Origin of the sequence: Stenotrophomonas sp. YAU14A_MKIMI4_1 (genome assembly GCF_003086855.1) — a bacterium.
Taxonomy (GTDB): Bacteria; Pseudomonadota; Gammaproteobacteria; order Xanthomonadales; family Xanthomonadaceae; genus Stenotrophomonas.
The window spans coordinates 3981520-4007481 of sequence record NZ_CP025998.1; the positions used below are offsets into that span (position 1 = coordinate 3981520).

The 25962-nt window shown below is 68.5% G+C and carries 20 protein-coding genes and 1 pseudogene; 11 read left to right on the forward strand and 10 right to left on the reverse strand.

The window, feature by feature from the left end:
- Positions 1 to 49: 49 nt before the first annotated feature.
- On the reverse strand, positions 50 to 1342 hold the full coding sequence (locus C1931_RS17980) for a HAMP domain-containing sensor histidine kinase (RefSeq protein ID WP_108757805.1): 1293 nt from the start codon (positions 1340 to 1342) through the stop codon (positions 50 to 52).
- Positions 1343 to 1374: 32 nt separating this feature from the next.
- Positions 1375 to 2082: a response regulator transcription factor gene (locus tag C1931_RS17985; RefSeq protein WP_108757304.1), complete on the reverse strand. Its 708-nt coding sequence runs from the start codon at positions 2080 to 2082 to the stop codon at positions 1375 to 1377.
- 103 nt (positions 2083 to 2185) lie between these two features.
- Between C1931_RS17985 and C1931_RS17990 the strand changes: the two genes are divergently transcribed.
- Both C1931_RS17990 and C1931_RS17995 read left to right on the forward strand, forming a co-directional pair.
- Positions 2186 to 3115 carry a pepsin/retropepsin-like aspartic protease family protein gene (locus tag C1931_RS17990; protein ID WP_108757305.1) on the forward strand — a complete coding sequence of 310 codons (930 nt, stop codon included), beginning with the start codon at positions 2186 to 2188 and terminating at the stop codon, positions 3113 to 3115.
- Between the two features lie 65 nt (positions 3116 to 3180).
- Entirely contained in the window at positions 3181 to 4347 is a 1167-nt protein-coding gene (locus C1931_RS17995; protein WP_108757306.1) for a serine hydrolase domain-containing protein, read from the forward strand.
- A 28-nt stretch (positions 4348 to 4375) separates the two neighbouring features.
- On the opposite strand, the gene C1931_RS18000 is transcribed toward C1931_RS17995, so the two are convergent.
- The 3 genes from C1931_RS18000 to C1931_RS18010 form a co-directional block, all read right to left on the reverse strand.
- A complete protein-coding gene (locus C1931_RS18000; RefSeq protein WP_108757307.1) occupies positions 4376 to 4987 on the reverse strand; it encodes a DUF6445 family protein in 612 nt (203 codons plus the stop codon).
- Between the two features lie 161 nt (positions 4988 to 5148).
- Positions 5149 to 6798 carry a chaperonin GroEL gene (gene groL / locus C1931_RS18005; RefSeq protein WP_108750286.1) on the reverse strand — a complete coding sequence of 550 codons (1650 nt, stop codon included), beginning with the start codon at positions 6796 to 6798 and terminating at the stop codon, positions 5149 to 5151.
- Between the two features lie 83 nt (positions 6799 to 6881).
- Positions 6882 to 7169 (reverse strand): co-chaperone GroES, encoded by a 288-nt coding sequence (locus C1931_RS18010; RefSeq protein ID WP_006396661.1) that lies wholly within the window; start codon positions 7167 to 7169, stop codon positions 6882 to 6884.
- Positions 7170 to 7480: 311 nt separating this feature from the next.
- On the opposite strand from C1931_RS18010, the gene C1931_RS18015 reads away from it, so the two are divergent.
- From C1931_RS18015 to C1931_RS18035, 5 genes are all read left to right on the forward strand, one after another.
- On the forward strand, positions 7481 to 9283 hold the full coding sequence (locus C1931_RS18015; protein WP_108757308.1) for an endonuclease: 1803 nt from the start codon (positions 7481 to 7483) through the stop codon (positions 9281 to 9283).
- 74 nt (positions 9284 to 9357) lie between these two features.
- Complete coding sequence (cutA, locus tag C1931_RS18020) at positions 9358 to 9696, forward strand: divalent-cation tolerance protein CutA (RefSeq protein WP_108754311.1); 339 nt, start codon at positions 9358 to 9360, stop codon at positions 9694 to 9696.
- Positions 9693 to 12068: a protein-disulfide reductase DsbD domain-containing protein gene (locus C1931_RS18025; protein ID WP_108757309.1), complete on the forward strand. Its 2376-nt coding sequence runs from the start codon at positions 9693 to 9695 to the stop codon at positions 12066 to 12068. The genes cutA and C1931_RS18025 overlap by 4 nt, the downstream gene beginning before the upstream one ends.
- Positions 12065 to 12622 carry a TlpA disulfide reductase family protein gene (locus C1931_RS18030; RefSeq protein ID WP_108757310.1) on the forward strand — a complete coding sequence of 186 codons (558 nt, stop codon included), beginning with the start codon at positions 12065 to 12067 and terminating at the stop codon, positions 12620 to 12622. The genes C1931_RS18025 and C1931_RS18030 overlap by 4 nt, the downstream gene beginning before the upstream one ends.
- Before the next feature lie 524 nt (positions 12623 to 13146).
- Positions 13147 to 15678 carry a sulfite reductase flavoprotein subunit alpha gene (locus C1931_RS18035; RefSeq protein WP_108757311.1) on the forward strand — a complete coding sequence of 844 codons (2532 nt, stop codon included), beginning with the start codon at positions 13147 to 13149 and terminating at the stop codon, positions 15676 to 15678.
- A 63-nt stretch (positions 15679 to 15741) separates the two neighbouring features.
- On the opposite strand, the gene C1931_RS18040 is transcribed toward C1931_RS18035, so the two are convergent.
- Positions 15742 to 18279, reverse strand: a complete 2538-nt coding sequence (locus tag C1931_RS18040) for a methyl-accepting chemotaxis protein (protein WP_108757312.1) — start codon at positions 18277 to 18279, stop codon at positions 15742 to 15744.
- A 201-nt stretch (positions 18280 to 18480) separates the two neighbouring features.
- Here C1931_RS18040 and C1931_RS18045 point away from each other — a divergent pair, with 201 nt between their 5' ends.
- A complete protein-coding gene (locus C1931_RS18045) occupies positions 18481 to 19317 on the forward strand; it encodes an arylamine N-acetyltransferase (RefSeq protein ID WP_108757313.1) in 837 nt (278 codons plus the stop codon).
- A 7-nt stretch (positions 19318 to 19324) separates the two neighbouring features.
- Here C1931_RS18045 and C1931_RS18050 read toward each other — a convergent pair whose 3' ends face one another.
- Positions 19325 to 19693, reverse strand: a complete 369-nt coding sequence (locus C1931_RS18050; RefSeq protein ID WP_108757314.1) for a VOC family protein — start codon at positions 19691 to 19693, stop codon at positions 19325 to 19327.
- A 161-nt stretch (positions 19694 to 19854) separates the two neighbouring features.
- Between C1931_RS18050 and C1931_RS18055 the strand changes: the two genes are divergently transcribed.
- Positions 19855 to 20571 (forward strand): transporter substrate-binding domain-containing protein, encoded by a 717-nt coding sequence (locus tag C1931_RS18055; protein WP_108757315.1) that lies wholly within the window; start codon positions 19855 to 19857, stop codon positions 20569 to 20571.
- 153 nt (positions 20572 to 20724) lie between these two features.
- On the opposite strand, the gene C1931_RS18060 is transcribed toward C1931_RS18055, so the two are convergent.
- Entirely contained in the window at positions 20725 to 21600 is an 876-nt protein-coding gene (locus C1931_RS18060; RefSeq protein ID WP_108757316.1) for a LysR substrate-binding domain-containing protein, read from the reverse strand.
- A gap of 92 nt (positions 21601 to 21692) precedes the next feature.
- Here C1931_RS18060 and C1931_RS18065 point away from each other — a divergent pair, with 92 nt between their 5' ends.
- Entirely contained in the window at positions 21693 to 22628 is a 936-nt protein-coding gene (locus C1931_RS18065; protein WP_108757317.1) for an AEC family transporter, read from the forward strand.
- 161 nt (positions 22629 to 22789) lie between these two features.
- Here C1931_RS18065 and C1931_RS18070 read toward each other — a convergent pair whose 3' ends face one another.
- Positions 22790 to 24337: an alkaline phosphatase gene (locus tag C1931_RS18070; RefSeq protein ID WP_108757318.1), complete on the reverse strand. Its 1548-nt coding sequence runs from the start codon at positions 24335 to 24337 to the stop codon at positions 22790 to 22792.
- A 194-nt stretch (positions 24338 to 24531) separates the two neighbouring features.
- A pseudogene (locus C1931_RS18075) lies at positions 24532 to 24849 on the reverse strand (helix-turn-helix domain-containing protein); the annotation flags it as partial.
- A 119-nt stretch (positions 24850 to 24968) separates the two neighbouring features.
- Here C1931_RS18075 and C1931_RS18080 point away from each other — a divergent pair.
- The gene (locus C1931_RS18080; protein ID WP_108757320.1) at positions 24969 to 25955 is read left to right on the forward strand and encodes an MDR family oxidoreductase; all 987 of its coding nucleotides are present in this window, start codon (positions 24969 to 24971) and stop codon (positions 25953 to 25955) included.
- Positions 25956 to 25962 lie beyond the last annotated feature (7 nt).

The following is a 25962-nucleotide window of genomic DNA, read 5'->3' on the forward strand; positions in this document are numbered from 1 at the left end:
AGTCGAGCAAGCTCGACTCTACGAACGGCAGGAGCAAGAGCAGTTGACGCTACCGGGGCAGGTGCAGGCGGGCGATCAGGCCGCCGCCTTCGCGGTCCAGCAGCTGCAGGGAACCGCCGTGGTGGCGGGCGGCATTGGCCGCAACGGCCAGGCCCAGGCCGGTGCCGCCGGTGGCGCGGCTGCGCGAGCTTTCGCTGCGCTGGAAGGGCTGCTGCAGGCGCTCGCGATCTTCAGCAGCAATGCCAGGGCCGCGATCCATCACGTCCAATTGCAGCCCATCGTCACGCTGCACGGCATGCAGCTCCACCGCGCCCGCATAGCGACTGGCATTGTCGATCAGGTTGTCCAGCGCGCGCCGCAGCAACAGGGCGTCGGCACGGCATGGCAGGTTGGCGGGCAGCACCGCCTTCAGGTCGACACCACGCAGCCGCGCCGCCTGCACGCAGTCGTCCAGCAGCGGCGCGATGTCCATCCGCTGCAGCTGCGATGGCTGCAACTCGCCGCGTGCGTAGTCCAGCACCTGCTCGATCATGGCGTTCATGCGCTCGATGTCGGCCACCATGCGTTCGGCCTGTGCGGGCGGTGCGAAGTCGGCGCGCAGGCGCAGGCCGGTCAGCGGCGTGCGCAGGTCGTGTGCCACCGCGGCCAGCATGCGGGTCATCTGCTGCGCCTGCTCACGCAGGCGGGTGCGCCCCGCATCCAGCGCGATGGCCAGCATCTGCACTTCGCGCGGCCCATCGTCGGGCAGCGGCGTCTGCGCGTGCAGGTCCAGCGTGGCGCTGGCCTCGGCCAGCCGGCGCAGCGGACGGCCCAGCCGCACCGCCGCCCAGGCGGCCAGCGGCGCCAGCAGCACGGTGCCGCCGAGCAGGGCCAGCAGTACCTGCCTGCGCCACGCCGCCAGATCGCTGTAGGCGCTGCTGACCACGCGCCAGCGCCCATCGGCCTGCTGCACGGCCAGTTCGAACGGTGGCCAGGGCAGACTGGCCAGCACCTGCTGCGCGGCCCGCAGCACGGCGGCGTCGCCATCGCGCCCCTGCTCGCCGCCGGCGGCCACCACATGGACATCCGGCGGCCGGTTGTTGCCCGCCCAGACCAGGCGCACCTGCTGCGTCGGCTGATGCAGGCCGTCCACTGCCAGTGCCTGCAGGCGCGCATAGCTGGTACCGGATGGGGCGACTTCGCGCACGTCCACGCGCAGGCCTGCGCTGTCGGCCTCACGCTCGCCGCGCAGCACCTGCATGGCCTGGTCCAGCCGCATCTGTGGCGCCGCCGGGCGCGGCAACCAGCCGACCACCGCCATGCTGACCGCAGTGGCCAGCAGCAGGCTGCTGAGCGCCAGCAGGGCGATCCAGCGTGCTGTGCTCCAACGCGGTCTCACAGCCGTTGCACCGTCGCACCGAAGCGATAGCCCTCACCGCGCAGGGTCTGCACCAACCCTTCGGCATCGCCGGCGGCCTGGGCCAGTTTGCGGCGCAGGCGACTGATGGCCAGATCGACGGCGCGGTCAACGCTGTCGCTGTCATCGCCGCGGGTGAGCTGCATCAACTGCTCGCGGTCCAGCACGCGGCCGGGCCGTTCGGCCAGCGCCTGCAGCAAGGAAAATTCGCCGCGGCTGAGCACGACCTCGGCGCCGTCTGGTGCCAGCAGGCGGCGCTGCTCGGGCAGCAGGCGCCAGCCAGCAAAGCGCAGCTCGATGGGGGTCTGTGCGCGCAGCTTGTCCTGCCGGCGCAACAGCGCGCGCACGCGGGCCAACAGTTCGCGCGGATCGAATGGCTTGGCCAGGTAGTCGTCGGCGCCCATCTCCAGCCCGATCACGCGGTCGGGCGCACTGCCCATCGCCGACAGCATCAGGATCGGAATGGCCCGCGACTGCAGCCGGCGGCACACGGACAGGCCGTCTTCGCCCGGCATCATCCAATCCAGGATGATGGCGTCGGGGCGTTCGGCCTGCAGCAGCATGTCCATGGCCGCCGCATCGGCCGCCACGCGCACGCGGTAGCCGTGCAGCAGCAGGTGGTCGGCGATGGCATCGCGGATGCTGGCATCATCATCCACGACGAAAAGGGTGGCGGTAGCATTCATGCAGCCAGTATGACGGCGCTGTGTATCGGCCCGGTATCAGCAGCGACATACCGGCAACACGCGCCTGCGGCGAAATGGCCACACGTTCCCGAGGAATTCACCGATGCGCCTGGCCCTGCTCCCACTGCTGCTCACTGCCCTGCCTGCCCTGGCCGAGCCCCCTGCCCTGCACAGCCTGCCGATGACGATGCAGGCCAGCCACCCCACCGTGCTGGGCACGCTGGACGGCCGCGACGAACGGCTGTACCTGGTGGTGGACAGCGCCGCCAGCGCGACCCTGCTGGATACCGCCGTGGTGCAGCGCTTCGGGCTGCAGGACGCGAACGCGCGCGATCATGATGCGCAGGGCGCCAGTGCCGGCGGTCTGGCCCTGCGCAGCACGCGCCGCGTGGCGATGGCGCTGGGCAGCCTGCAGCTGCAGGTGACCGCACTGCAGGCCGACCTGGCCAGCCTTTCGTCGGCAGACAGCGCACCGTTGCACGGCATCATCGGCCAGGACATCACCGCACGCTTCGATACGCGCTGGGATTTCGACCAGTCGCGCCTGCTGCTGTGGCCGGCCCGGTCGCTGCCGACGCCCGATGCGTTCTGCCAGGACAACGCCCTGCCCGACCGCAGCGGCGTGCTGAAGGGCTTCGGCTTCGTCACCCTGCGCCTGGGCGATGATGGCGTGGAGGCCATCGGCGTGGTCGACACCGGTGCCGCCCAGACCATCCTCAACAACGCGGCGGCCGGCGCCCTGGGCCTGCGCACCGATGGCCGCGATGCGCGCGTGCGGGCGCGCAGCAAGGGCAGCGAAGGGCTGGGTGGCAAGCCCACGCCCACGTGGCTGTACACCCTGCCGGCGCTGGCCAGTGCGGGCTGGCAGCACCCCGCGGTGGAAGTGCGCATCAGCGAACTGCCCGTGTTCCGCGCCATCGGCCTGGACCAGCGCCCGGCGGTGATCCTGGGCGCGGACGTGATGCAGGGCGGCCAGGTGGATATCAGCGCCGGCGCCGAGCAGATCTGCCTGCGGCGGCCGCCGCAGGGATGACGGTGGGCGATGACGGCGGCACCGGGCGGGGGTAGGATCGCCCGGTCCCATCAGGAGTTCCGCGCATGTGCCGTGTTTTCCTGCTGTTGCTGACGCTGCTGCCACTGGCCGGACTGGCTGCGCCCGCTCTGCCGGTTCCAACGCCGGAGCGCATCGACGCCGAAGCCCAGCGCCTGATGCGGGCCGCGCATGCACGCGGCATGGCCGTGGCCGTCATTGATGGCGGCAAGGTGGTGCACGTGGCCGCCTATGGCGAACGCAACGCCGCCGGAGAGCCGCTGCGCACCGACACCGTGATGTATGCGGCATCGCTGACCAAGATGGCCTTCGGCCATCTGGTGGCTCAGTTGGCGCAACAGAAGGTGATCGATCTGGATGCCAGCATTGCCACGGCATTGGACAAGCCGCTGCCGGACTACCCTGCCGAACCACGGAAGTACGCCGACTACACCGTATTGGCCGACGACCCGCGCTGGCGCCAGCTGACACCGCGTCTGCTGCTGAACCATGCCAGCGGATTTGCCAACTTCGCTTTCCTTGAACCTGACGGCCGCTTGAAGTTCCACTTCGATCCCGGCAGCCGCTATGGCTATTCCGGCGAGGGATTGATCCTGCTGCAGTTCGTGCTCGAGCGCGGGCGCCCGGGCCTGGACGTGGGCACGCTGATGCAGCAGCGCGTGTTCGATCGCTTCGGCATGCCACGCACCAGCATGATGTGGCGCAATGATTTTGCCGGCAATCTGGCCGATGGCTGGACCCAGCAGGGCAGCGCCGAGCCGCACGATGAGCGCAGCCGCGTGCGTGCGGCCGGGTCGATGGACACCACCATCAACGACATGGCCCATTTCGCCGCCGGCTACGTGCGCGGCGAGGGTCTGTCGACGGCGATGCGCAGGGAGCTGGTGCGCCCGCAGCTGCCGATCACCACCGCCAGCCAGTTCCCAACGCTGCAGCCGGAGCTGCCCGCAGCGCAGCAGCGCAGCGATCTGGCGGCCGGCCTGGGCGTGGTGACCTTCCGGGGCCCGCAGGGGCCGGGCTTCTACAAGGGCGGCCACGATGATGCCGTCGGCAATACGCTGGTCTGCCTCGAACAGCGCCAGCGCTGCGTGGTGATCCTGGGCAACGATGTACGAGCCGAAGCCACCTTCCCTGCATTGGTGGCATTCGTACTGGGCGACACCGGCGTGCCCTGGCAGTGGGAATACGGTGCGTCGAAGGCGTTCGTGAAGTAGATCGGCGCCACGCCGGATGAGCGTGGCCTCAACCGGCCTGTTCGAAGAACATCAGGTAGACCAGGCGCCCGTTCTCCGCGCAGTCGCCGAAGGCAGGCCCGGCGGTGTGCCAGAACCACGGGCGCAGCAGCACCAGGCGGTTGAAACGCATGGGAATGGTCATGGTCGGTTCCCAGGCGCTTTCATCGTTGCTGTCGCGCTCGATGATGTCGCGGTGCATGGCCGCGCCATCGGCGTAGCCCAGTGCGGCCAGCTCGGCCGGGTTCAGTGCCAGGCGGTCGGTGTTGGTGCGGCGGTGGCGGAAAAACTCGGTGCCGCCCTGGCAATGTTCGGGCGCGCTGAGATAGAGGATGCCCGACCAGTGCGAATGGTCGGTATGCACCCGCGCCCGACCCACGTCGTTGGCCAGGGTCAGGCGGAATTTCCCATGCGACTGCAGCGGCTGTACCGGCCGCAGCGGCTCGTTCAGCAGGCGCGAGGCGGCACCGGCCAGCCCCTGCATTTCCAGGCGCTGCAGCGAATTGCGGCCCGGGAACGCGCCATCCTGCTCGGGGTAGTCCAGGCCCAGGCCGGCACGGCGCAGGCCCTGCGCATCGGACGGGGAAAGAAAGTCGTCGACGACGAGGAACGAAGTAGGCATGCGCGGAGGCTAGTGCCGGCAGGTTGCGGCGGCAAGGCAGCGTGCAGCATGAAACCGGCCGGCGCGAACCTGCTTGCGTGCGCGCATCCACGCAGGCCGTGGACCCACAAAAAAACCCCGCCTTGCGGCGGGGTTTTTCATTGCATCGGGAAGACGTGGACTTAGAAGTCCATGCCGCCCATGCCACCCATGCCGCCCATGCCACCGGCGCCGCCCATGGCCGGCTCGTCCTTCTTCGGAGCTTCGGCAACCATGGCTTCGGTGGTGATCATCAGGCCAGCGATCGAAGCAGCGTTCTGCAGCGCCGAACGGGTCACCTTGGTCGGGTCCAGGATGCCGAACTGCAGCATGTCGCCGAACTCACCGGTGGCGGCGTTGTAGCCGAAGCTGCCGCTGCCTTCCTTGACCTTGTTGATGATGACCGACGGCTCTTCACCGGCGTTGGAGACGATTTCGCGCAGCGGGGCTTCCATCGCGCGCAGGGCGATCTGGATGCCGTGGTTCTGGTCTTCGTTGGCACCCTTCAGGCCAGCCAGCGCGGTGACCGCACGGACCAGGGCCACGCCGCCGCCCGGAACCACGCCTTCTTCAACGGCTGCACGGGTAGCGTGCAGGGCGTCGTCGACGCGATCCTTCTTTTCCTTCATTTCGATTTCGGTCGAGGCACCGACCTTGATCACGGCAACGCCGCCGGCCAGCTTGGCCACGCGTTCCTGCAGCTTCTCGCGATCGTAATCGGAGGAGGTGTCCTGGATCTGGGTCTTGATCTGGCCCACGCGTGCATCAACGTTGGCCTTGTCGCCCACGCCGTCGATGATGGTGGTGTTTTCCTTGGAAACCTGCACCTTCTTGGCGCGGCCCAGGTCCTTGATGGTGGCCTTTTCCAGCGACAGGCCCACTTCTTCGGAAATCACGGTGCCGCCGGTCAGCACGGCCATGTCTTCCAGCATCGCCTTGCGACGGTCGCCGAAGCCCGGAGCCTTCACGGCCACGACCTTGACGATGCCACGGATGGTGTTGACCACCAGGGTGGCCAGCGCTTCGCCTTCGACTTCTTCGGCCACGATCAGCAGCGGCTTGCCGGCCTTGGCGACGCCTTCCAGCACCGGCAGCAGGTCACGGACGTTGGAGATCTTCTTGTCGTGCAGCAGGATGAACGGGTCATCCAGGTCAGCGGTCTGCGACTGCTGGTTGTTGATGAAGTACGGGGACAGGTAGCCGCGGTCGAACTGCATGCCCTTGACCACGTCCAGCTCGTTGTCCAGGCCCGAGCCTTCTTCAACGGTGATCACGCCTTCCTTGCCGACTTCCTTCATCGCATCAGCGATGATCTGGCCGATCGACTCGTCCGAGTTGGCCGAGATGGTGCCGACCTGGGCGATGGCCTTGTCGTCAGCGGTCGGCTTGGAGATGTTCTTCAGCTCGGCAACGGCGGCCACGACGGCCTTGTCGATACCGCGCTTCAGGTCCATCGGGTTCATGCCGGCGGCAACAGCCTTGGCGCCTTCGCGGATCAGGGCCTGGGCCAGCACGGTGGCGGTGGTGGTGCCGTCGCCGGCGTCGTCGTTGGTGCGCGAAGCGACTTCCTTCACCATCTGCGCGCCCATGTTCTCGAACTTGTCAGCCAGTTCGATTTCCTTGGCGACGGAGACGCCGTCCTTGGTGATGGTCGGGGCGCCGAAGCTCTTTTCCAGCACGACGTTGCGGCCCTTCGGGCCCAGGGTGGCCTTGACGGCATTGGCGAGAACGTTGACGCCGCGCACCATGCGCGAACGGGCGTCTTCACCGAAACGAATATCCTTGGCAGCCATTGCAGTTACCTCATTGGTAGCGCCGGGCCATGCCCGGCGGCTGGGTGTTTGGAATCAGGGGATGCAGCAGGTCGCGGCGGGGCTCAGCCGATGACGGCGAGCACGTCGTCTTCGCGCAGGACCTTGTACTCGACGCCTTCGCTCTTGTACGAGCTGCCGGCGTACTGGCCGTAGATGACCTTGTCGCCGACCTTCAGCGACGGCGCGCGCACGCTGCCGTTGTCCAGCGGCTTGCCCGGGCCGACGGCCACGACTTCACCCTTGGTGGACTTTTCCTTGGCCGAATCCGGAATGACGATGCCACCGGCGGAGATTTCGTCGGCTTCGATCGGCTTGACCACAACGCGGTCGTGCAGCGGCTTGATGCTCATGAGAGACCTCTTAAGTTATTGATTGGTCTGAAAAAGTCTGGCGATGTTAGCACTCACCCAGGGTGACTGCCAGCATTGCGCGTGAAAAAGCCCGACAGGTCGGGAGCAGGACAGAGATGGAGCCCGCCGGGGGCCTTTCAAGGCCATCGCGGCAAAATTTTTCGACGGTGCGCTGCGGCGCGGATCCGGCGAAGTTCCGAGTTTTTTGGTGACGGGCGTCGCAGTGTCAGATATCTGGCGTTCAGTTACGACAAAGTGTCACGTGATCGGCCTTAGTCTCGCCCGGCATTCCCAATCACAAGGAGTAGTCGATGCGATTGCTGTCCCCGCTCGCCGCCGCCTGCCTGCTGGCGCTGGCCGCCGCGCCGGCCCAGGCCGAGGTCTTCATCAACGAACTGCACTACGACGACAGCACCGCTGCCGGCGACGTGGGCGAGGCCATTGAAGTGGTCGCCACCGCCGGTGAGGACCTGTCCGGCTACCGACTGTACCTGTACAACGGCAGCAACCCGTCGGCTGCGGCGGTCTACGCCAACAACCCGGTGCCGGCCGGCACCGCGGCCAGCTGCGGCAGCGCCACCATCGCGGTGGTCACCTACCCGACCAATGGCCTGCAGAACGGGCCGAACGACGGCATCGCCCTGGTCGACGCCAGCGGCAAGGTCGTGCAGTTCCTGAGCTACGAGGGCGCGATCACCGCGGCCGGTGGCCCGGCGGCCGGCATGACCAGCCAGAACATTCCGGTGGCCGAAACCAACAGCACCGCGCCGGGCACCTCGCTGCAGCTGACCGGCAGCGGCAGCCAGTACGCGCACTTCACCTGGGCCGAATCGGCCGGCCAGACCTTCGGCCGCTGCAACACCAGCCAGACCTTCACCGGCGGTGGCGGCACCCCGGGCCCGAACACCCCGCCGTCGGTCAGCACCACCACCCCGGCGCAGGGCAGCAGCACCTTCCCGGCCGCGGCCGATCTGGAAGTGGTGTTCAGCGAGACCGTGACCCTGGCCAGTGGCGCCTTCAGCCTGAGCTGCGGCAGTTCGGGCAGCGTGCCGCTGACCTGGCCGACCAGCGGCCGCACCGTGAAGCTGTCCACCAACACCGCCCTGGTGGCCGGCGAAGCCTGCCGCTTCGACATCCGCGCCGCACGGATCACCGACAGCCAGGGCGCACACCCGGCCGCCGACAGCCGCATCGCCTTCACCGTGGCCAGCACCACCGGCAACCCGGACCCGGGCAACCCCGGCAACCCCGGCACCCCGGAGGGCTACTACTCCAAGGTGAACACCAGCAGCCCCAGCCAGCTGCGCTGCTCGCTGCATGAAACCATCAAGGGCCACACCGCCTACCCGTACAGCGGCTCGGGCACCAGCACCTGGACCATCCTGGAAATTGCCGACGAAGACCCGAACAACAGCGGCAAGATCCTCGATGCCTACCGCAACCGCAGCTACACCAAGGTGACCGACCGTGCCGGCAGTGGCAGCGGCCTGAAGTACAACCGCGAGCACACCTGGCCGAATTCGCTGGGCTTTGCCAGCACCACCGGCGACAAGGGCCTGCCGTACGCCCCGTACACCGATACCCACATGCTGTACCTGACCGACGCGCAGTGGAATGCCGACCGCGGCAACAAGCCCTTCGGCAAGTGCGACAGCAACTGCGGCGAACGCGCCACCGAGGCCAACAACGGCCAGGGCGGCGGCAGCGGCGGTTACCCGGGCAATTCCAACTGGGTGCGCACCCCGGACGGCAACACCGGCACCTTCGAGGTCTGGGGCCAGCGCAAGGGCGACATGGCGCGTGCGGTGATGTACATGGCGATCCGCTATGAGGGCGGCAAGGATGCGGCCACCGGCCAGTCCGAACCGGACCTGGAACTGACCGACGACCGCAGCAAGATCGTCAAGACCAGCAGCTCGCCGGCCTACATGGGCCTGCTGTCCACCCTGATCGACTGGCACCTGGCCGATCCGCCGAGCGACGCCGAGCGCGCCCGCAACGACGTGATCTACAGCTTCCAGGGCAACCGCAACCCGTTCATCGACCACCCCGAGTGGGCCACCCCGGCCCTGTTCACCTCGGCCAAGCCGGCCACCTGCCAGCTGGCCAACTGATCTGCGTTGAAGAAAGTTGCAAATCCCCTGTCCGGCCCTGACCCGGCCGGACAGGGGCCCTATACTCGGCGGTCATGTCGATCGCCGATCCCGTCCTGCTGCTGTTCACCACCTGTCCCGACGCGGACAGTGCCGAACGCATCGCCCACGCACTGGTGGGCGAACAGCTGGCCGCCTGCGTGACCCGCCTGGACGGCGCGCGTTCGACCTACCGCTGGCAAGGCCAGGTGACCACCGATACCGAACTGCAGCTGCTGGTGAAGACCACGGCCAGCCGGGTCGATGCCGCCATCGCCCGGATCGTCGCCCTGCATCCGTATGAACTCCCGGAGTGCATCGCGGTCGAAAGCCGGGCCGGCCTGCCGGCGTATCTGGACTGGATCCGGGCGCAGACCCGGGAGGACACCGTTTGAAGACTCTGTTTGCGCGTGGCGCCGCCCTGTGCGCCCTGTTGTGGCTTTCCCTGCCGGCCTTCGCCCTGGACGAGAAGGACCTGCTGCCGGTGGACCAGGCGTTCGCGCTGACCGCCACCGCGCCCGAACGGGGGCAGATCCAACTGCAGTTCAAGATCGCCCCCGGCTACTACCTGTACCGCCACCGCACCAGCGTGAAGGCCGACACCGCCTTCAATGCCGGCGCGCTGCAGATGCCGGCCGGTGACAAGCACCACGACGATTTCTTCGGTGAGGTGGAAACCTACCGCCAGCGCCTGGTCGCGACCCTGCCCGGCGCGCCCACCGATGCCGCCGGCACGATCAGCCTGGAAGTGCGCTACCAGGGCTGCGCCGACGCCGGCGTGTGCTACCCGCCGCAGAAGCGCGTGGTGCAGGTCACCCTGCCCGGTGGCGATGCGGCGGCAGCGCCGGCCGCGCGCAGCGGCACCACGCCTGCCTTCAACAACCCGCTGGCCGGGGCCGGCACCGCGCGCGGCCTGCAGCTGCCCGGCGCCAGCACGGCCCAGGCCCTGCCGCTGCCGTCGGAACAGGCGTTCGCCTTCGATGCCATCGCCAGCGACGGCAACACCCTGCTGCTGCGCTTCAGCCCGGCGCCGGGCTACTACCTGTACCGCGACCGCACCTCGCTGAAGCTGGAAGGCAGCAGTGGCGTGCTGGCCGACACCCCGCGCTGGCCGAAGGCGCAGTCGCACCGCGATGAGCACTTCGGCGATGTCTCGGTGTACTTCAACCAGGTGGAAGTGCCGCTGCCGCTGCGCCGCAGCCGCGCCGATGCGGTGGACGGCACCCTGGTGGTCACCTTCCAGGGCTGCCAGACCGACGGCATCTGCTACCCGCCGATGACCCGCCGGGTGAAGCTGGCCATTCCTGCCGGCAAGGTCAACGCCAGTGCGTCGGCCACCGCTGCACGCAGCGAAGTGATCCAGCCGCTGCCCGGCTCTGCGGCCGATGCCGCACGCGAAGGCGGCGACGGCGCGCTGCGCCGCCTGCTGCCGACCGTGCCGAACGATCCGGCGCCGAACGCTGCAGACATTGCGCCCGGCGCGACTGCTTTCGCCGCCGATGCGCGCCCGGACAACGCGCTGCGCACCAAGCCGCCAGGCACCGTGCCGAAGACCGACAGTTCGCTGTTGTGGGTGCTGCTGCTGGCGCTGGGCGGCGGCCTGGTACTGAACCTGATGCCGTGCGTGCTGCCGATCCTGTCGCTGAAGGTGCTGAGCCTGGCGCAGAGCGGTGAAAGCGCCGAGCGCGCCCGCAGCCATGCCATGTGGTACACGCTGGGCGTGCTGGTGGCCTTCGCGGTGATCGGCGCCTCGATGGTGGGCCTGCGCATGCTGGGCAACGCGGTGGGCATCGGCTTCCAGCTGCAGCACCCGGCCGTGGTGGCTGCACTGGCCTACGTGATGTTCGCCGTCGGCCTGAGCCTGTCCGGGGTGTTCACCATGGGCGGTGGCGTGGGCAACTTCGGCCAGTCGCTGGCCAGCCGCAGCGGCCCGGCCGGTGACTTCTTCACCGGCGTGCTGGCCTGCGTGGTCGGCAGTGCCTGCGTGGGTCCGTTCTTCGGCCCGGCCGTGGCCTACGCCTTCGTGGCACCGCCGGTGGCGGCCATGCTGGTGTTCCTGTTCCTGGGCCTGGGCCTGGCCCTGCCGTTCCTGCTGATCGGCTTCGTGCCGGCGCTGGCCCGCCGCCTGCCCAAGCCCGGCCCGTGGATGGAAACCCTGAAGCACGTGCTGGCTTTCCCGATGTACGCCGCCGCGCTGTGGCTGCTGTGGGTGCTGGGCAAGCAGCGCGGCGTGGATGGCATGGCGCTGGCACTGGGCGGGCTGCTGCTGCTGACCGGCGGCCTGTGGCTGTTCGAAACCAGCCGCTGGCGCAGCAAGCGCGGTGGCATCCTGCTGGGCGTGCTGCTGGTGCTGACCGCGCTGGTGCCGGTCTGGGGCGTGACCCAGCTGGCACTGCCGGCGCGCGCCGCCCAGGCCAGCACCGACAACGTGGTGGAGTATTCGCCGCAGTTGCTGGACCGCCTGCGCGCCGACAACCGCGTGGTGTTCGTGAACATGACCGCCGACTGGTGCGTGAGCTGCAAGGCCAACGAACGTGCGGTGCTGTCGCGCCCGGAGTTCAAGGACCTGCTCCGCCGCACCAATGCGGTGTACATGCGCGGTGACTACACCAACGTCGATCCGCAGATCACCGATTTCCTGGAAGAGCACAAGGCCGTAGGCGTGCCGCTGTACGTGGTGTACGGCCCCGGCGCCCCGCCCACCGTGCTGCCCACCCTGCTGACCCAGGCAGTGGTGGAAGAAGCCCTGCTGCGCACCGCGCGGTGAAGTGGCAGCGGCCCGCACTGCTGTGGACAGCGGTGCTGGCCGCCGGCCTGGGCCTGTGGGCCGGGCACCGGCTGACGCCGGCACCGACGGCGCCGCGCGCGCCTACCGACGCGCCGTCGGCAGCGGTGCCGACGTTGCGACCCGGTGATGCCCTGCCCGCGCTGGTACTGCCCGACCCATCGGGCCAGCCGCTGGACATCCGCCAGCGCTTCGCCGGTCGGCCGCTGCTGGTGAATGTCTGGGCCAGCTGGTGCGGCCCCTGCGTGGAAGAAATGCCCGAGCTGCAACACTTCGCCCAGGCACAAGGGAGCGCCGGTGTGCAGGTGCTGGGGCTGGCCTTGGATACCCCCGAGGGCGTGGCCGATTTCCTGCAGCGGGTGCCGGTGCACTACCCCATCGTGCTGGACACGCCGGGCCCGCGCGATGCCAGCGTGCAGTTGGGCAACGCGCAGGGCCTGCTGCCCTACAGCGTGCTGTTCGATGCGGACGGGCGCATGGTCAAGGCCAAGCTGGGCCCGTTCGCGCACGGCGAGATTGCCGGCTGGGTGAAGTAGGGGTTTTGCAGGGCTGCGCCCTGCACCTGCCGAAGCAACGTCCACGTCAAAAGCTGGGTATCCGTGGGATGGCGGGGCGGTGTGGGTAACGGCGACTGTTCGAACGCTCGGCTGTTGGTAGGTGTCGACCTTGGTCGACACATCTGTCAGATATCCAGAACGATCTGGGGTCGGAGCCCGTTGCGCAGCAACGGGATCCGACCCCGTGCCGTTCCAACAGCGCGCGGAAAACTGTCGAAGGCGGGGTGGGTCCGGTCGAGGGGGCGTGAGCCGCATGGATGCGGCGACCGAGCTTACATGGACGTACTTGCAGCGTCCCCCTCGACCGGACCCACCCCGCCATCCCACGGAATGCCCGCTTTGGCCTTTGACGTGGACGTTGACGTTGCTTCGGCGGGTGCAGGGCGCAGACCTGCCGGAACACCCTCCTTGACCAGGGCCGGTCGTGACCGGGAGAATTCCGAGATTAATTCTCATTTACTGTTGCGCAGGGATGCCGCGGCAGACCCACGGCCCCCTTCCCGATGTTCAAGAACGTCCTGTTCCAGCTGCACTGGTTCCTCGGCATCACCGCCGGCACCATCCTGGCCATCATGGGCCTGAGTGGCGCGGCGCTGTCGTTCGAGGACGAGCTGCTGCGCGCTGCGAACCCCGGCTTGGCCGGCATTGCCGAACATCATGCCGACGGCCAGCCGCCGCTGAGCCTGGACGAACTGGTACCGATGCTGCAGGCCGACAGCGACCGGCCCCTGCAACGTCTGCGCGTGGATGCCACCGGCCAGCGCCCCTCGGTGGCGCGCTTTGAAGGCGGCAAGGAACACTGGGTCTACTTCGACCCGTACAGCGGTGAGCGCTTCAGCACGCTGCGCGGCCAGGCATTCTTCGACTTCGTCGAAGACCTGCACCGGCACCTGGCCGCCGGCGAGCGCGGCAAGCTGCTGACCGGCAGCTGCGCGATCATCCTGTTGTTCTTCGTGCTTTCAGGCCTCTACCTGCGCTGGCCACGGCAGTGGTGGCGCCCTCGCACCTGGCTGGCCGTGGAATGGAAACGCAGCGGACGCAGCTTCCTGTGGAGCCTGCACTCGGTCGTCGGCACCTGGGTGCTGCTGGTCTACCTGATCATCGTGCTGACCGGCCTGTGGTGGTCGTTCGACTGGTACCGCGACGGTGTCACCCGCCTGCTGGGCGACGGCCGCAGTGCCCCCCGTGCCCACGTGCAGCCCGGCCCGCTGGACCTGACGCGGGTGCAGGAAAGCCTGTACGCCCTGCCCGGCGTGCGCAGTGGTTACATCGACCTGCGCCTGCCCGGCAAACCCGGCCAGCCGATCACCGCACGGGTGATGGCCGGCGATCCGGCGCTGCGCGGTGGCGGCCATGACCGCGCCCAGGACAGCCTGCAGATCGACCCGGGCACCGGCGCCGTGCTGGAACACCGCCCTTACGGCCAGCTGGATGCGGGCGGCAAGGTCATGACCAGCATGTTCGCGCTGCACTCGGGCAGCTTCTTCGGCCTGCCTGGTCGCGTGATCGTCATGCTGTCCAGCCTGTGCATGACCCTGTTCTTCATCACGGGTTGGATGCTGTACCTGGACCGTCGCCGCAGCCAACGCGCCGCGCGCGCGTTGCGCCAGTCGCTGCCCGACAGCGGCGCCAGCGTCGCCCACGAAGGCACGCCGTGGCGGGTGGTACACGCCAGCCAGAGCGGCCTGGCCGAACAGCTGGCGTGGCGCGCAGCGGCCCAACTGCAGGCGGCCGGGCATCCGGTGCAGGTGCTGCCGCTTGCGCGGCTCAGCCTGCAACAGCTGCAGGACACGCCGCAGGTGCTGTTCGTGCTCAGCACCTTCGGCGATGGCGAGCCACCGGACAACGCGCGCCGCGCGGCCCGCCAGCTGCTCGCGCAGTCGGCCGATCTTTCCGGTCTGCGCTATGGCCTGCTGGCGCTGGGCGATCGCCAGTACCCGCACTACTGCGCGTTCGGCGTGCAGGTGGATGACTGGCTGGCACGCAACGGCGCGCAGCCGTTGTTCGACCGCATCGATGTGGACGCGGCCGCGGTGGCGTCGCTGCGCCAGTGGCAGCTGCAGCTGGGTGCGTTGACCGGCATCCACACCGACGACAGCGTGCTGCCACCGGCCACCGTGCTGCATGACTGGCAGCTGCTGGAGCGCACGCTGTTGAATCCCGGCAGCATGGGCGGGCAGATCTGGCGCATCCGCCTGGCCACGCCGGCGAACCAGCACTGGAAGGCTGGCGACATCCTGCACATCGCACCGCGCAACGCCGCCGCGCACGCACGCGCCGTACTGCAGGCGCACGGGTTGGACCCGCTGCAGCCGACCCGCGTGGATGGACAGACCCGCACCCTGCTGCAGCTGGCCAGCGAGCGCGTGCTGCCCGATGGCCTGCCGGCCATGCCGGTGCAGGACGCCTGCCTGTGGCTATCCGGGCTGCCGCTGCTGCCCAGCCGTGAATACTCCATCGCCTCCTGTGCCGCCGATGACGTGGTGGAACTGGCCGTGCGCCTGACCCACGACAATGCTGGCCGTCCCGGCCTGGGCTCCGGCTGGCTGGCCGTGCATGCGGCGCCTGGCGAAAGCATTGCCGCGCGCGTACACCACAACCCCGGTTTCCAGCGCGTGGCCGGAACCCCCATGGTGCTGATCGGCAACGGCACCGGCATTGCCGGCCTGCGCAGCCTGCTGCGCGAAGCGGCTGCCGACGGCGAGCACGGGCATTGGCTGCTGTTCGGCGAGCGCCAGCGCGCGCATGACCTGCTGTTCGCCGATGAGCTTGCGCAGTGGCAGGCTGACGGCCACCTGGCACGCGTGGACCTTGCGTTCTCGCGCGATGCCGACGGTGGCGGCTACGTGCAGCACCGGCTGCAGGCCGCAACCGGCGAACTGCAGGCGTGGCTGGCACGCGGTGCGGTGATCCACGTCTGCGGCTCGCTGCAGGGCATGGCCGAAGGCGTGGACCAGGTGCTGCGTGCCACGCTGGGCGACGATGCGGTGGAAACGCTGCTGGAGAACGGGCGCTACCGCCGCGACGTGTACTGAGTTGATTGGCCGGGCATGGCCCGGCGCTTCCCGGCAACGCCGGGCCTTGCCCGGCGAAGGCGATCAGGCGGCCGCGCGTGGGCGCCGCTGCGGCTGCAGGCGGAACGCCGATACCGCTTCGGCCAGGGCCTGTACCTGTGCCTGCATCTGCGCCGTGGAGGTGCCCGCCTTTTCCACCAGAGTGGCATTGCGCTGCGTACTCGATTCCATCTGCACGATGGTCTGGTTCACCTGCGCGATGCCGGCGTGCTGTTCCTGCGATGCGCTGCGGATGTCGGCGAGCAGTTCAGCCAGCTGCTGCACGCTGCCGACGATATCGCCCATCGTGGTGCCGGCCTGCTCAGCCAGCGCATTGCCCTGGCCAACGCGGGTCACCGAATCTTCGATCAGCGCTTTGATCTGCTTGGCCGCCTCGGCACTGCGCTGGGCCAGCAGGCGCACCTCCGAGGCCACCACTGCGAAGCTGCGGCCCTGCTCGCCAGCACGCGCGGCTTCAACTGCGGCGTTCAGTGCCAGGATGTTGGTCTGGAAGGCGATGCCGTCGATCAACTGGGTGATGTCACCGATACGCCGCGAGGCTGCGCTGATGCCGTGCATGGTTGCCACCACCTGACCGACTGCCTGGCCGCCGCGCGCCGCCACGGCTGCCGCGCCCTGCACCAGCGCGTCGGCGCGGCCGGCGGCATCGGCGTTGCGGCCAACGGTGTCTGTCAGCTCGTGCAGGGAGGCGGCGGTCTCTTCCAGGTTGGCTGCCTGCTGTTCAGTCCGTTGCGATAGATCGTGGTGGCCGGACACGATTTCGCCAACGCCCAGATCCAGCTGCGCGGTGGCCTGTTGGATGCGGGTGACGATGCGCCCAAGCTGGCCAACGGTGGCATTGGCATCGTCGCGCATGCGTGCGAAAACGCCTTGCAGGTCGCCTTCCATGCGCACGCTCAGGTCGCCGCGCGCCAGTGCCGCCAGCAGCGCCTGCAGGTCGGCAAGGTTGGTCTCAAAGGTGGCCAGAAGATGGTTGATGCTGGTGGACAGGGTACGTACGAAGCCCTGCTTCCCTTCCAGTGCAATGCGGCCGTGCAGGTCGCCGTGCGCAGCGGCATCGACCAGTGCCGCCACCTCGGTTTCCAGCAGAGTTTCCAGCGCACGGCTGCGCCATTCCACCGCCACCCCAAGGAAGTGCCCGTCGTCGACAATGGCGTTGGCAATCAGCTGGTAGCGCACGCCCGCATGCGCGATCTCGTGCTCCTCGCGGCGGCGTGCGCCGGCCAGGCGGACCATCGCCGGATGCAGGCGCGCGGCATCACTGCCCACCAGGGTGTCGATCTGCAGCGCCAGCAGCTGCAGCAGCGCCGGGTTGGCGTAGGCCACGCGGCCCTCGGCGTCGATCACCATCAAACCGGTCTGTGCACTGTCCAGCGCCTGGCGCACCCGGGTATTGCCACGCGCGACCGCACGCTCGTCTTCGATCCGTGCGCGCAGCCGCTGCTGCATGTGGATCAGCCGCTGTGCCAGCTGGCCGATCTCATCGCTGTCGTTGTGCACGCGCAGGGTGGTATCCAGGCGGTCGTCGGCGATGTCGCTGGCGAAGCGCAGCGTGTCCTGAATCGGGCGGCGTACGGCGCGCAGGACCAGCACCAGACTGGTGATCAGCACGCCCGCAACCAGCACGAGGGTGAAGGCGAACAACGCGCCCATGGTACGTGCGCCCCGTTGCTGGCGGGACTGTACCTGCGCCAGTGCGGTCCGCTGTGCTTCCTGGAACGTGGCCACTGCCGGCGCCACGGCGGCGGCGGTATCCAGCAGGGACAGCGCTTCCACGTCCAGGCCGACCCGCGCGGCGGTATAGCCCAGCAACGCGGCCTGATAGGCATCCATGGCGCTGCGCAGACGTTCCTGGGCATCGGCCGACAACCCGACCAGGGCGAGGTCGAACGGTAGTTTCTCTTCGCTTGCGCGGTCTGCATGGGTAGAGTCGCCATCGAGCAGCAGCAGCGCTTCCTGCCGGCGCATCTTCTGGACATGCAGCTCCAGCGCGGGACGCTGCTGCGCCGCCACCGCCGCCTGCAGCGTATCGGCAGCCTGCTGCAGCTGCGCGGCCAAACCCGCCTCGCCCCGTCCCATCTCGTCAACACGCGCGAACAGCGCCGTGATGCCGTCGGAGAAGCCGTCCACGGCCTCCGCCAGAGACTGCAGTGCCTTGCGCCGGCCAGCGTCCATGGGTTGCGCACGCAGCGCCTGCAGGTCGCGTTGCAGCGACTGCTGCGTGACCAGCAATTGGCTGCGGTCGGCATCGTCGAAACTGCGTGCATACTGTGTTTGCAGGCGACGCGCCTCGGCCACACGGGTGGCCAGCGCTGCGGCCAGATCGCTGCCACGCTGGTAGCTGGCCTGCGTGCGTGCGGCCTGTGCGCTGGCGTGGCCGGTCCAGGCATACACCCCAGCGATGGCCACCAGGCCCAGGCCGCAGACCCACAGGGTGGCTTTCAGCTTGTTGGCGACGCTGAGCCGATGCGGCTGCAGCCAGCGCAGCACGCCAGGAAACGCCGAGCGCAGACCATCCAGGCGGGTGCGCAGGGACCGGAGGCGGGGCACCGCGATCAACATGACAGACTCCAGGCAGAAGGACGCACCTGTATCGGCCTGGATCGCCTGGACTTTAGCATTTCTTTCGGCGGCCATCGCCGCACCAGCGGTCGCGGTCTTTGTACCGGCCACAGACGACGGGGGAATGACACCGCCCTGCCGCTTGACCTCAACCCCGGTTGCGGTTGCACAGTAGGGATCTATGCCCCGCCTGGTGCCGTGATGACCACGCTCGATATCCCCCGCTACCTGCAACGCCTGCAGCTGTCGGCCGCGCCGGCTGCCACCCTTGCTGGGCTGGCCGAGCTGCAGCAGCGCCACAACGCCCACGTACCCTTCGAGACGCTGACCTGCCTGCTGCGCGATGCGGTGCCGATCGATCTGGACAGCGTGCAGCGCAAGCTGCTGCACGCCCAGCGCGGCGGTTACTGCTTCGAGCTCAACGGCGCCTTCCTGGCGCTGCTGCAGGCGCTGGGTTTCGACGCCCACCCGCTGAGCGCGCGCGTGCTGCTGTCGGCCAGCGATGGCGAACTGACCCCGCGTACCCATTTGTTGATCCGGGTAAGCCTGGATGACGGCGACTGGCTGGTGGACACCGGCTTTGGCAGCCTGACCCCGACCGTACCGCTGCGGCTGCGCGAGGCCGCCGTGCAGGACACGCCGCACGAGCGCTATCGGCTGCAGCGGCTGGACAATGGCGATTTCCTGCTGGCCGCCAGCAGCGGCGATGACTGGCGTTCGCTGTATCGCTTCGACCTGGCCTCACCGGCGGCGGCCGACAACGAAGTGGGCAACTGGTACGTGTGCACGCACCCGCACTCCAGTTTCCCGGGCGAGCTGCGTGCTTCGCTGACCGGCCCGGACTGGCGCCGCACCATCGGCAGCGGCAACTACACCGAGTATCGCCACGGCCAGGCGCCGCAGAAGCGGGCGCTGCGCGATGTGGCCGATGTGCGGCAGGTGCTGCAGGATCGCTTCGGCGTGCGGCTTCCCGACGATGCGCGGCTGGACCCTGCCATTGCGGGGTGGCTGCAGCGATGGCAGTCCGCTGCCGCGTAACCGGGCGTCAGGCTGCCCGGGCCTGCACGGCAATGCGGTTGCCTTCGCTGTCGGCGATCTCCGCCACGTGCCACTCACCGGCCTGGGCGGGGCCGAACCGCAACGTGGCGCCCGCCTGCAGCGCACGGGCCAGGCTGGCGTCCAGGTCATCGACGCCGATGTAGATGCGCGCACCCTGCTCAGAGGGCCGATAGTCCGCTCCCTGTACCAGGGCCAGGCTGGCGCCGCCGGCGTCATCGTCGAACGGCAGGTAGGCCATCATGCAGTCATGCACCGGCACCGGGGCATCGATCACCACCAGCAACCAGCGCTGGTAGAACGCGATGGCACGGGCCAGGTCGGCCACCGGAATCTCGACATGCATGACAGGGTTCATCGCTGCGCCAGTTCGCTTCAGATGATGCGCAGGGTAATCGCCTTCAGCATGGCGCGGGGGCCATCGCCGGCACCGAGCCTGTCGCGGAGCATGGAGGGCGCACGCCGCCGGCACGCTGTGGCTGGCATGCTTGGGTTCCCCCGTGCTTGCCGGAGTACCCCATGCCGCTGTCCGACTTCCGCACTGCGCTCGCGCCACTTGGCTACCTGCGGGTCGCCATCAACCTGGGCAACCCGGTGCTGGCCCAAGGCGACGCATCGGCGCCGCGTGGCCCCTCGGTGGACCTGGCCACGGCGCTGGCACGGCGGCTGGGGGTCGCGCCGCACTTCACCTGCCATGACGCCGCCGCGTCGGTCGTGGCGGCCGCTGCTGCTGATGACTGGGACCTAGCCTTCCTGGCGGTCGATCCAGCGCGCGCCGATCGCATCGCCTTCAGCGCGCCGTATGTGGAAATTGAAGGCACCTACCTGGTGCGCGATGACAGCCCCGCGCAGCAGGTGGCCGATCTTGATCGCCATGGTTTGCGCGTCGCGGTGGGCCGCGGCGCGGCCTACGATCTGTTTCTCAGCCGTGCGTTGCAGCACGCGCGCATCGAGCGCGCCGACACCTCCGCCGCCGCCATCGCCCTGTTCGACCAGCAGCGCTTGGACGCGGCCGCAGGCGTGCGCCAGCCGCTGCAGGCGTGGGCCGCGCAGCATCCCGGCCACCGCGTGCTGGCTGACCGGTTCACTGCCATCGCCCAAGCCGTGGCGGCACCGACCGCGCGCCCGGTAGCGGCGCTGCAGGCGTTGTTTGCTGAAGTGGATGCCATCCGGCAGACATCGCTGCTGGCCGAAGCATTCGACCGCGCCGGGCAGCAGGTCACCCTGCTGCGGTAGGGACCAGTAGAGTCGAGCTTGCTCGACTGCCGTGAGTTGTAGAGTCGAGCCATGCTCGACTGCTTCTGGCGGTCCAGTCGAGCATGGCTCGACTCTACAAAGAGCGAAGAGCAGTCGAGCATGGCTCGACTCTACAGACAGCGAAGCTCGACGCTACGTGGCGGTGATGCACGCCAGCAGACGCGCCAATGCAGGATTGCGGTTGCCATCACGCCAGAACAGGACCTGCTGCACCTGCGGGGCATCCTTCAGCCCCACGAATGCAACGCCAGGCACCCCCAGCCGGCGCAGCGACGCCGGCACCAGCGCGATGCCCAACCCTTCCGCCACCAGGCTGACGATGCTCTGCTGCAACTGCACTTCCAGACGTATCCGCGGTTCGAGCCCTACGGCGCGGAAGCACGCGTCGATCGCTTCGCGCAGCGTCGGCACCACCTCGGCGGGCGCGGTGATCAGGCCTTCATCGGCCAGCGCAGCCACGGCCACCTGACGCCGCCGCGCCAAGCGGTGGTCCTGCGGCACCACCACGCACAACGGCTCCTGCAGCAATGGCTGCATCTGCAGACCGCGCATTGCTGCGGGCGCGAAGCCGATGCCTGCATCCAGCTCGCCACTGAGCACCCCGTCCAGCAGTGGAAACGGCAGTGCCTCGCGCAGGCGTAGCTGAACCTGCGGGCAGGCTGCCATGAACCGGCGCGCCAACGGCGGCACCGAGCTGTGGGCGGCGTGCATCATGAAACCGACCTGCAGTTCGCCCTGTTCACCGGCGTCGATCTGCCGCGCCGTGTGGCAGGCCTGCTGCAGTGAGGCCAGCACGGCACGCGCATCTTCGCGAAAGCGCTGGCCGGCCGGGGTCAGCCGCACATGGCGCGAATCGCGCTCGAACAGTGCCACGCCCAACGAGCGTTCCAGCGCCGCGATCTGCCGGCTGAGCGGGGGCTGTGTGACGTGCAGGCGCTCGGCCGCACGGCCGAAGTGCAGTGTCTCGGCCACGGCCAGGAAATAGCGCAACGGGCGGATGTCGATCATGCACAAAGGGTATCGCTGAATGCCGAAGAAAGCATTGGAAGGTATGGATGGCGCTGCGTAGCCTTGTAGCCCCTCCCCTTTTTCAAGCCGCCATGTGGTCTGTACTGGCGATCGTGCTGCCCATCTTCGCCCTGGTGTTCGCGGGTTGGGTGGCACGCCGCAGCGGCGCCCTGGGCCCGCACTCCACCAGTGAATTGAACCGGTTCGTTGTCTACCTTGCGCTGCCTGCGCTGCTGTTCGACGTGGTGGCCCACGCGCAGTGGCGCGACCTCTGGCACCCTGGCTTCCTACTCAGCTTCGGCATCGGCACGGCGCTGGTGTTCGCGGCCACGGTGCTGCTGCGCCGACGCGGTGGCCATGCCTTGGCCGATGCCAGCATCGACGGCCTGAATGCCGCCTACGCAAACACCGGCTTCATGGGCTTTCCGCTGGCGGCCGCGGTACTGGGCCCGACCGCACTGGCACCGACTCTGGTCGCCACCCTGCTGACGGTCTGCGTGCTGTTCGCCGTGGCCATCATCCTGATCGAAGCGGGCCTGCAGCGGGAACAGCGCCTGCACCATCTGTTGTGGAAGGTCAGCCGATCGCTGGCGCGCAACCCGCTGCTGTTGGCACCGGCGCTGGGCATCGTACCGATGGCAACCGGTCTGGCCGTGCCCGCGCCGGTGGACGCCTTCCTGAAGCTGCTGGGCAGCGCCGCCGCGCCCTGCGCCTTGATCGCGCTGGGCCTGTTCCTGGGTGAGCGCCGCAAAGTTGCACCCGGCGCCGCACGCAGCGCATTGGGCCTGGGCGCGGCAAAGCTGCTGCTGCAGCCGCTGCTGGTGTGGGTGCTGGCTACCCGTGTGTCTGCGCTGCCCACACCGCTGGTACATGCCGCGGTGTTGCTGGCCGCGCTTCCCACCGGTACCGGGCCGTTCATGCTGGCCGAATTCCATCGACGCGAGGCCGCGACGACCGCGGCGACGGTGCTGGGGACGACCGTGCTGTCACTGCTGAGCGTGACCGCGTATCTGGCGCTGATCCGGTAGCGTCGCACCTGCTGGGCGCAGGACTTCTGTAGAGTCGAGCTTGCTCGACTGCCGCCTTCCGTAGAGTCGAGCTTGCTCGACTACCGCCTTCTGTAGAGTCGAGCTTGCTCGACTGCATTTGGCAGTCCAGTCGAGCAAGCTCGACTCTACGAAGAGCGAAGTCAGCGGCTCAGGGCTTCCTGCACGGCCAAGGCTACGTCGGTGTTATCGATGTAGCTGCCGTCATTCCAGCCCACGTGCTGGCGATAGCCGGCATCGATGCCGCGCACGCGCCGGGCCAGGCCTTCGGCGCCGTTGCCCTTGGCCCACAGCGGCACCAGCCCGTTGGAATGGTTGCCGGTGGGGCGGAAGCTCATGCCCGGCAGCTGCCCGCGGCCGTTGTTGCGTACCGGCTGGAACGCCACCTGCTGCGCATCCGGGCCCATCGGCATGCTGTTGTCGTGGTCGGTGGTGATGATCAGCAGGTTGCGTTCCCAACCGCCATTGCGTTCGATCCAGTCGACCACCGCGGCAACCGCATCGTTGAACTCCACCGTTTCCTCGATCAGACGGCCGAACTGCGGCTGGTCGGTGCAGGCGCCGTAATGCCACTCGGTACCGCAGGCGCTGGTGTGCGCAGCCCAATCGGTGGCCCCACCTTCCACCATCAGGAACAGGCCCTTCGGCGACCGCTGCTGCAGGAACTGCAACGCACCGCGGGTCATGGTGGCTAGGTCGGGCACGCTGTCGATCTTCTTCACTCCGGATGGCGTCGCGGCATCGCGCCCGACCACCGCCAGCTGGCGTGCCTGCTGCAGGGTGTTGGCCACCCGCGGCACGCCGATCAGCGGGCGATCACTGGGCAGGCGGCCCTCGGCCAATGCGGTGAATTCATCCTTGCTGCGGATCATCCGCCAGGCACCCGCCGGATTGCCTGCAATCGGCGTGCCCGCTTCCAGCTGCTGCCAATCCTGCTGCGACACCCATTCCCAGGGGTTCTGGCAGCCTTCGGCGGCGACCGCGTCCGGGCCGTCCACGCAGGGCCTGCCGTCCACGCTGTAGCCGGGGCCGCCGGTGCCCATCACCAGATCCATGTGGCCCTGCGCCAGCATCTGGTGGGCAATGGCGTGGTAGCTGTTGCGCGATTCGTTCTGCGCCGCGAACGCCGCGGGTGTGGCATGCGCGAACGGCACCGAGGTGACCACGCCGGTGGCCATGCCCAAGCGCTTTGCGCGCAGTGTGTTGAAGTCCACCGGCACGCCGTCGTTGCTGAAGTTGATCGCGTTGTTATACGTCTTCACCCCGGATGACAACGCGGTGCCGGCCGCTGCACTGTCGGTGGCCACGGCGGCCAGGTACTGGTAGCCCTCGAACGGCAGGTCGGCGGCGGGTACGGCGGTGGCACTCCACGCGCGCAATGCGTCGTAGCCGATGGTCTGCGCGGCATCGCGGGTGGGCTGGCTGCTGGCATTCAACGGGAACGTGGTCACGCCCAGGCGCTGCGGGAACTGCGCGTAGGGCGCGCCCTCGCGACTGCCGTACTGCCAGTACGCGGCAGCATCCCAGGTGCCCCAGCCGGCGCCATCGTTGATCATCACGATCACGTTGTGCGGCCGGGTGGTCTCGGCCAGCGGCGCGTCGCCGCGCGCGACGGGCTGGCATGCGGCCAGCGCGCCCACCATGGCCAGCAGCGACGGGCGCAGCCAGCGCCGCGAAAGAACTCGGGTCATGCGTTTCCTGCACTGCAAGGCGGACACCGCCGCCGACGGCGCAACGTTATAGCAGTGCAATGTTGCAGTTACTGCGGCGACGTTGCCTGCGTGCTCGCTGCCTTGCGCGATCGCGCGGGCGATGCTGCCTTTGCGGGCATCGCTGCGTCTGCGTCGCACTGTGCCGGCAGTGGCGGCAGGCTCTGCTGCTGTTCGCGATAGCGCTCGCCCCACTCACGCAGGCTCAGCATGACCGGCGCCAGCGTGCGGGCCAGCGGCGTAGCTTCGTATTCCACGCGTGGCGGCACTTCGGCGTAGACATGGCGCAGCACCATGCCGTCGGCTTCCAGCTCCCGCAGCTGCAGGGTCAGCATGCGCTGGGTGGCGTTGGGAATCAGCCGGGTCAGTTCCATGAAGCGCTTCTTGCCGGTCAGGATGTGGAACAGCAACAGCGGCTTCCACACTCCGCCGATCACCGAGAGTGTCAGCTCCACGGCGCAGCCGCTCTTGGGGTCCAGGCGCTTGGTACGCATGTCGCTTCTCCTGCCTGCCATAGGCACACGAATGATAGTAACGGCGGTAATTGTGCGTTCTTACGCACACGGCGGTGCCTGCCTATAGTCGCACCACATCCATCCCCCAAGGAAATCCCATGTCCTTCCGAGCCCTTGTTGCCGAGCGCGCCGCCGATGGCGCCGTCACCACCACCTTGCAGGATCTGCAGGACGACATCCTCTACGACGGCAATGTGTCCGTGCGCGTGGAATGGTCGAATGTGAACTACAAGGATGCGATCGCGCTGGCCGGCATGCAGATCATCCAGACCTTCCCGCTGATTCCCGGAATCGACTTTGCGGGCACGGTGGAAGCGTCGTCGGATCCGCGGTTCCAGCCGGGCGATGCAGTGGTGGCCACCGGCTGGGACCTGAGCCAGGCCCACCATGGTGGCTATGCACAGCGTGCGCGCGTGCCGGGCGACTGGTTGGTGAAGCTGCCTACCGCACTCGACGCGCGCGCCGCCATGGCCATCGGCACCGCCGGCCTGACCGCCATGCTCAGCCTGCTGGAAGTGGAGCGCCATGGGGTCGCACCGGGCGACGGCGATGTGCTGGTCACCGGTGCATCCGGTGGCGTGGGCTCGATGGCTGTCGCCCTGCTGTCGGGCCGAGGCTACCGGGTGGTGGCGTCCACCGGCAAGCCCGCCGAAGCCGAGTACCTGCGCGCCTTGGGTGCGGCAGAGATCATCGACCGCGCCACCCTGTCCGCACAGGGCGCGCCCGTGCAGGCCGAGCGGTGGGCCGCCACCCTGGATGCGGTGGGCGGACAGACGCTGGTGAACGCACTGGCGCAGACACGCTATCGCGGCATTGCCACCACCTGTGGCTTCGTCGGCGGGCGCGAACTGCCGGGCACGGTGCTGCCATTCATCCTGCGTGGCGTCACCCTGGCCGGCATCGATTCGGTACGTGCGCCGGCGGCGCTGCGCGAACAGGCATGGCAGCGCCTGGCCGCCGATCTGGACCTGGCCAAGCTGGCGGCCACTACCCACGAGATCGGCCTGGGCGAGGTACCGGCCTTCACCGCACGCATGCTGCAGGGCCAGGCCAAGGGCCGCACTCTGGTTGATGTGAACCGCTGATCCCTTC